Origin of the sequence: Oryzihumus sp. (assembly GCF_036391795.1) — a bacterium.
Classification (GTDB): domain Bacteria; phylum Actinomycetota; class Actinomycetes; order Actinomycetales; family Dermatophilaceae; genus Oryzihumus.
In genome coordinates this window covers 1-6388 of the sequence record NZ_DASVZH010000311.1, presented here as the reverse complement: position 1 = coordinate 6388, position 6388 = coordinate 1, and the positions used below count along the sequence as shown (strand labels likewise).

The window sequence follows — 6388 nt, the reverse complement described above, 5'->3', positions numbered from 1 at the left end:
CGCCATCGCCGCGGGCCTGGACCACCCGGGACGCGTGCTCGGCCTGCACTTCTTCAACCCGCCGCCGCTGATGCGCCTGGTCGAGGTCATCCACGGCGAGGCCACGGACGAGGACACCCTCACCCGCGCCACCGGGATCGTCCGGGCCTGGGGCAAGACGCCGGTCCGGTGCTCCTCCACCCCGGGCTTCATCGTCAACCGGGTCGCCCGCCCCTTCTACGGCGAGGCCCAGCGCATGGTCGAGGCCGGCGTCGCCGACCCGGCCACGGTCGACCTCGCCCTGCGCGAGCACGCCGGCTTCCGGATGGGCCCGATGGAGCTGACCGACCTGATCGGCCAAGACGTCAACCTGGCCGTCGGCACCAGCGTCTGGGAGCAGACCGGCCGCGACCCGCGCTACGAGCCCACCGGCTACCAGCGTCGCCTCGTCGCCGAGGGGAGGCTCGGCCGCAAGAGCGGCCACGGCGTCTTCCGGTATGACGCGTCCGGGCAGCCGCTCGATGCCTTACCGGACGAGGCCCTCGCCCGCGAGCTCGCGACCGGGCCGGTGGTCACCAACCCGGTGGCCCGCACCGTGGCGATGCTGGTCAACGAGGCGCTCGACCTGGTCGACCGCGGCGAGGCCACCGCCGAGGACGTCGACACCGCGATGCAGCTGGGCACCAACTACCCCAAGGGGCCGATCGCCTGGGGCCACGAGGTGGGGCTCGAGGTCATCGCGGAGCAGCTGCGCCAGCTCGACGCCGCCTTCCCGGGTGGCCGCTACCGGCTCAGCCCGGCGCTGGCCGCGGCGGTCCGGGCGTGAGCGCCGACCTGACCCACGTGCAGCGCATGTGGGAGGACGACGACGCCTCCCGCGCGCTGGGCATGGAGGCGCTGGAGATCGACGTGGACCGGGCACGGGTGCGGATGACCGTCACCGACGCCATGGTCAACGGGCACGACATCGCCCACGGCGGGTTCATCTTCACCCTCGCCGACTCCGCCTTCGCCCTGGCCTGCAACTCCCGCGGCGCGCTGACCGTCGCCGCCGGGGCGGACATCACCTTCGTCGCCCCCGCCCGCCGCGGTGACGTGCTGGTCGCGGACGCGACCCAGCGCACGGCATTCGGGCGCAGCGGCATCACCGACGTCACGGTCACCCGCGAGTCGGACGGGTCGACCATCGCGGAGTTCCGCGGCCGCTCGCGGTCGCTGCGCACCCAGGAGCACACATGAGCCTTCCCCCCATCTCGGCCCGCCCCGACCTGCTCGACGAGGCCGAGCAATGGAGCATCGACGAGCTGCGCGCCACCCAGCTGACCCGGCTGCAGTGGACCGTGCAGCACGCCTACGACAACGTCCCACACTACCGGACGGCGCTGGACGACAGGGGGTTCCACCCCTCGGAGGTCACCTCACTGGAGGACGTGCGGCACCTGCCGTTCACGTCGAAGGCCGACCTGCGCGCCAACTACCCGTTCGGCATGTTCGCGGTGCCGCGGGCCCAGGTCTCGCGCATCCACGCCTCCAGCGGCACCACCGGCAAGCCGACCGTCGTGGGCTACACCGCCGGCGACATCCGCACCTGGTCGGCGATCGTGGCGCGCTCGCTGCGCGCCGCCGGGGCCCGGCCGGGCGACGCCGTGCACGTGGCCTACGGCTACGGCCTGTTCACCGGCGGCCTCGGCGCCCACTACGGCGCGGAGGCGCTGGGCTGCACCGTGATCCCCATGTCGGGCGGGCAGACCGAGAAGCAGGTCCAGCTCATCACCGACCTCGGCCCGCGCGTGATCATGGTGACCCCGTCCTACTTCCTGTCCATCCTCGACGAGATGGAGCGCCTCGGCATCGACCCGCGCGAGTCCTCCCTGGAGATCGGGGTCTTCGGCGCCGAGCCGTGGACCGAGGCGATGCGCCAGGAGATCCAGCAGCGCGCCGGGATGCACGCCGTGGACATCTTCGGCCTCTCCGAGGTGATGGGCCCGGGGGTGGCGCAGGAGTGCGTCGAGACCAAGGACGGCCTGCACATCTGGGAGGACCACTTCTACCCCGAGGTGGTCAACCCGCTGACCGACGAGCCGGTTGAGGACGGGCAGGTCGGCGAGCTGGTCTTCACCTCGCTGACCAAGCAGGCGATGCCGGTGCTGCGGTACCGCACCCGCGACCTGACCCGGCTGCTGCCGGGCACCGCGCGGCCCGGGTTCCGCCGGATGGAGAAGGTCACCGGGCGCACCGACGACATGATGATCGTGCGCGGGGTCAACGTCTTCCCGACGCAGGTCGAGGAGATCGTCCTGTCGGTCCCGGGGCTGTCGCCGTACTTCCAGTGCGTGCTCACCCGGCCCGGCCGGCTCGACGAGCTGACCGTCAACGTCGAGGCCGCGCCCGACGCCGGCGACCTCGACCGCGAGGCCGTCGCCCGCGAGGTGCAGCACCACATCAAGAGCCGGATCGGCACCAGCGCCCGCGTCCACATCCTCGACCCCGGCGGCATCGAGCGGTCGGTGGGCAAGGCACGGCGGATCGTCGACGAGCGACCGCGGTAGCCGCGGGCGGGGATGGCACCCCGGCACCCGGCACCACGGCATACTTTGGCCGCATGCGCGTACTCGTCAGCGGAGGAGCCGGCTACATCGGCTCCCACACCCTCATCCAGCTCATCGCCGCGGGCCACGACGTCCTCGTCGTCGACAACTTCGCCAACTCCAAGCCGGCGGTGGTGAACCGGCTCGAGGCCATCACCGGGCAGCACCTCCCCGTGCACGCGTTCGACCTGCGTGACCACGACAAGACCGAGCACCTGTTCGCCCACGAGCAGATCGACGCGGTGATCCACTTCGCCGGGCTCAAGGCGGTCGGCGAGAGCGTGGAGAAGCCACTGGAGTACTACGAGAACAACCTCGTGTCGACGTTCTCCCTCGTGCGGGCGATGAGGCGCCACGACGTGCACAAGCTCGTCTTCAGCTCGTCGGCCACGGTCTACGGCACCGACCAGGAGGCCGCCACCGAGGACCGTGCGACCTCGGCCACCAACCCCTACGGCTGGACCAAGGTCATGCAGGAGCAGATCCTGCGCGACATCGCGGTGGCCGACCCGACGATGCGGATCGCCCTGCTGCGCTACTTCAACCCGGTCGGCGCCCACGCCTCCGGCACCATCGGCGAGGACCCGCAGGGGATCCCGAACAACCTCGTGCCGTACATCGCCCAGGTGGCGGTCGGGCGCCGGGACAAGCTGCAGGTCTTCGGCGACGACTACGACACCCCGGACGGCACCGGGCTGCGGGACTACATCCACGTCGAGGACCTCGCCGCCGGCCACGTCGCTGCGCTGAACAAGCTGACCAGCACCGACGAGCCGGTCAGCACGTGGAACCTCGGCACCGGCAAGGGCTCCAGCGTGCTCGAGGTGCTGCACGCCTTCGAGCGCGCGGTCGGCCGGGAGCTGCCCTACGAGGTCGTCGGCCGCCGGGCCGGTGACATCGCCGTCTCCTACGCCGACCCCTCCCGCGCGCAGGAGGAGCTCGGCTGGCGGGCCACCCGCACCATCGACGAGATGTGCGCCGACACGTGGCGCTGGCAGCAGCAGAACCCCCAGGGCTATCCCGACGCCTGAGCCACCGCGTCGGAGGCTCGACCCACCACGCTCGACCCGCCCGGGGCCGGCCCTGCGCACGCAGGCCGGCCCCGCGGCATACCCGCTCGGGCGAACCGATGACGGTGGTCCCTTCCCCCTGAGGACCTTGGTCCAGCGACGCCGCCGGCGATGTCCGACACGGTGGTCGTGGGTGCTGCGGCGGGGCTCTACTACGCGTCGTAGTATCTACTACGTCCGGTAGTACATGACCGACCGCGGGAGCGCGCCTTGGGAACCGTCGACATCGCGAGATGGCAGTTCGCCATCACGACCGTCTACCACTTCTTCTTCGTCCCGGTGACGATCGGCCTGTCCGCCGTCGTCTTCGGGATGCAGGTGGCGTGGCTGCGCACGGGCAGGGACGAGTACCTGCGGCTGACGAAGTTCTTCGGCAAGCTCTTCACGATCAACTTCGCGATGGGCGTGGTCACCGGCATCGTCCAGGAGTTCCAGTTCGGCATGAACTGGAGCGACTACTCCCGCTTCGTCGGCGACATCTTCGGCGCCCCGCTGGCGATCGAGGCGCTGCTCGCGTTCTTCCTCGAGTCGACCTTCCTGGGGCTGTGGATCTTCGGCTGGGACAAGCTGCCCCGCAAGCTGCACGCCGCGAGCATCGGGCTGGTGCACATCGGCACCCTGCTGTCGGCCTACTTCATCCTCGCCGCCAACTCCTGGATGCAGCACCCGGTGGGCTACCGGCTCAACCCGGCCACCCACCGCGCCGAGCTGACCGACTTCCTCGCGGTGCTCACCAACAAGGTGCAGCTCGTGACCTTCCCACACACCATCATCGCGTCGTACATGGTCGGTGGTGCGTTCGTCATGGCCGTCGGGCTGTGGCACGTGCTGCGCCGGCGCACCCCCGGCGCCGAGCGCCCGATGTACCGCACCGCCACCCGCGCCGGCGCCTGGGTCACCCTCGCCGCGGCGATCGGCGTCATGGTCTCCGGCGACCTGCAGGGCAAGGTCATGACCGAGGTCCAGCCGATGAAGATGGCCGCCGCCGAGGCGCTCTACACCACGTCCGCGCACAACGCGCCGTTCTCGCTGTTCACGGTCGGCTCGCTCGACGGCACCCAGGAGAAGTTCGCCGTCACCGTGCCGAGCCTGCTCAGCTTCCTGGCCACCGGCCACTTCGACGGCCGGGTCCAGGGCATCAACCAGCTGCGCGCGAGCTACGAGCAGACCTACGGGGCCAACAGCAGCGCGCTGACGTTCAGCCAGAGCGGCTACACCCCGGTGATCCCGGTGACGTACTGGTCGTTCCGGCTGATGATCGGCCTGGGCATCCTGGCCACCCTCATCGCGCTGGCCGTGCTGTGGTCCACCCGCCGCGGACGCCTGCCCGTCCACCGCCGCTGGCTGTGGGCCGTGTATGCCGTGCCGCTGATGCCGTTGTTCGCCAACAGCTTCGGCTGGATCTTCACCGAGATGGGCCGCCAGCCGTGGATCGTGTTCGGCGTCATGACCACCGCCCACGGCGTGTCCCCCAGCGTGTCGGCCGGTGAGGTCTGGACCTCGCTGATCGCCTTCACCCTGCTCTACGGCGGCCTCGCCGTGGTCGAGCTGAAGCTGCTGCTGCGCTACATCGCCAAGGGCGCCGAGCCGGTCGAGGCGCCGGTGCCACCGTCCGAGCGGGACGAGGACGCCCCCCTCGTCTTCGCCTACTGAGCGTCCACCAGGAACGGGAGAACAACGACCATGGAGCTCACCACCGTCTGGTTCATCCTCATCGGGGTGCTGTGGACCGGATACTTCGTCCTCGAGGGGTTCGACTTCGGCGTCGGCATGCTCATGCCGGTGCTGGGCCGCGGCGAGGACGGCGAGACCCGCAAGCGCGTGCTGCTCAACACGATCGGCCCGGTCTGGGACGGCAACGAGGTGTGGCTGCTGACCGCCGGCGGGGCGACCTTCGCGGCCTTCCCGCACTGGTACGCCACGCTGTTCAGCGGGTTCTACCTGCCGCTGCTGCTCATCCTCGTGGCGCTGATCGTGCGGGCGCTCGGTTTCGACTACCGGGGCAAGGTCGACGACCCGACTTGGCGCCGCCGGTGGGACGCGGCGATCGTCGTCGGCTCGGTCGTGCCCGCCCTGCTGTGGGGCGTCGCGCTGACCAACATCGTGCGGGGCGTGCCGATCAACGCGGCCAAGGAGTACACCGGCAACCTGTTCACCCTGCTCAACCCGGTCGGTCTGCTCGGCGGGCTGACCACGGTGGCCCTGTTCCTCACCCACGGCGCGATCTTCGTGGCGCTCAAGACCGAGGGCGACATCCGGCGCCAGGCCCGGGAGCTGTCGGTGCGGGTGGGCCTCGTGGCCGCCGCACTGGCGGTCGCGCTGCTGGTGACCCTCGACGTCCAGACCGGCTCGGCCGCCTCGTGGGTCGCCGCCGGCGCCGCCGCGGTGGCCCTGCTGGCCGGCCTGTTCGCCTCGTGGCGCGACCGCGAGGGCTGGGCGTTCGTCGGCACGTTCGTCGCGATCGGCGCGGCCGTGGCCTCCCTGTTCCTCGCGCTCTACCCCGACGTCATGCCGAGCTCGACCAACCCGGCGTTCTCGCTGACCGTGACCAACGCGTCCAGCACGGCATACACGCTGAAGATCATGACGATCGTCGCCGCGGTCTTCACCCCGCTGGTGCTGGCCTACCAGGCGTGGACCTACTGGGTCTTCCGCCGGCGGATCGGCACCCGGCACATCCCCGCGGCCGGCGGTGGCCCGGCCCCGGCGCCGTCCGCGCCGCACACCCCCGGCAGCCCGGTCCCGCCGACC

General features: G+C 71.0%; 6 protein-coding genes. All 6 read left to right on the top strand.

Annotated features, from left to right (window positions below):
• Positions 1-805 (top strand): 3-hydroxyacyl-CoA dehydrogenase family protein (locus VF825_RS19030; RefSeq protein ID WP_331116354.1); only part of this gene is annotated, 805 nt, incomplete at its 5' end.
• On the top strand, positions 802-1218 hold the full coding sequence (gene paaI, locus VF825_RS19025) for a hydroxyphenylacetyl-CoA thioesterase PaaI (protein ID WP_331116352.1): 417 nt from the start codon (positions 802-804) through the stop codon (positions 1216-1218). The genes VF825_RS19030 and paaI, both read left to right, overlap by 4 nt.
• Positions 1215-2528 carry a phenylacetate--CoA ligase PaaK gene (gene paaK, locus VF825_RS19020; RefSeq protein ID WP_331116350.1) on the top strand — a complete coding sequence of 438 codons (1314 nt, stop codon included), beginning with the start codon at positions 1215-1217 and terminating at the stop codon, positions 2526-2528. Before paaI ends, paaK begins: the two co-directional genes overlap by 4 nt.
• 53 nt (positions 2529-2581) lie before the next feature.
• Positions 2582-3598, top strand: a complete 1017-nt coding sequence (galE, locus tag VF825_RS19015) for a UDP-glucose 4-epimerase GalE (protein ID WP_331116348.1) — start codon at positions 2582-2584, stop codon at positions 3596-3598.
• A gap of 249 nt (positions 3599-3847) precedes the next feature.
• Complete coding sequence (locus tag VF825_RS19010; protein WP_331116346.1) at positions 3848-5290, top strand: cytochrome ubiquinol oxidase subunit I; 1443 nt, start codon at positions 3848-3850, stop codon at positions 5288-5290.
• Positions 5291-5320: 30 nt separating this feature from the next.
• Positions 5321-6388, top strand: a 1068-nt coding sequence (cydB, locus tag VF825_RS19005) for a cytochrome d ubiquinol oxidase subunit II (protein WP_331116344.1), incomplete at its 3' end; no start/stop codon positions are given.

Bases quoted from the DNA above. Each gene is read 5' to 3' on its own strand.
- paaK (WP_331116350.1), top strand. From the start codon at position 1,215: ATGAGCCTTCCCCCCATCTCGGCCCGCCCCGACCTGCTCGACGAGGCC.
- galE (WP_331116348.1), top strand. From the start codon at position 2,582: ATGCGCGTACTCGTCAGCGGAGGAGCCGGCTACATCGGCTCCCACACC.